Origin of the sequence: Xenorhabdus sp. KJ12.1 (genome assembly GCF_963876495.1) — a bacterium.
In the GTDB taxonomy this organism is placed as follows: domain Bacteria; phylum Pseudomonadota; class Gammaproteobacteria; order Enterobacterales; family Enterobacteriaceae; genus Xenorhabdus; species Xenorhabdus stockiae.
Genome location: NZ_CAWNQH010000032.1, coordinates 1 through 494, shown reverse-complemented (window position 1 = coordinate 494; position 494 = coordinate 1). Strand labels below are relative to the sequence as shown.

Genomic DNA, 494 nt, shown 5'->3' with positions numbered 1-494 from the left:
GCTGTTTGACAGGTAAGCATCGCCACTTTCCTGTAACTGGTGATGGAACAGAATACCTTCCTGTAAAGGGGATAGGGGATAGATATCCTGTACATTGGCAGCGCCATCGGGAACAGTGGCAACAATAATATCAATTTCTTCTTGTGACAGCGTCACTAAGGGTAAGAGATCAGGCGTAATGACAGTACAATCGGCAGAAATGCGATTGGGTGGTACCACAGAATCAGGTATGTTTTGCTGGGTCTGTATTGTCTGCGCCATATCTGTAAGTCGTGGTGCTGAAAAGACGCTACGTACATCCAGTGCGTATCCCCGGCAGCGCAACCGTTCAATCAGGCTGACCGTGATCAACGAATGCCCGCCCAGTTCAAAGAAATGGTCGTGACGGCCGACCTGTTCCAGCCCCAGTAACTCCTGCCAGATTTGTGCCAGCGCAATTTCTACATCACCTATCGGCGCTTCATAGTCTCGGGTGATCACTGCTGACGCATCCG

The 494-nt window shown here is 50.4% G+C and carries 1 protein-coding gene; it reads right to left on the bottom strand.

The window, feature by feature from the left end:
- On the bottom strand, positions 1 to 494 hold a 494-nt coding region (locus AACS92_RS03655; RefSeq protein WP_241538052.1), incomplete at both ends, for a phosphopantetheine-binding protein.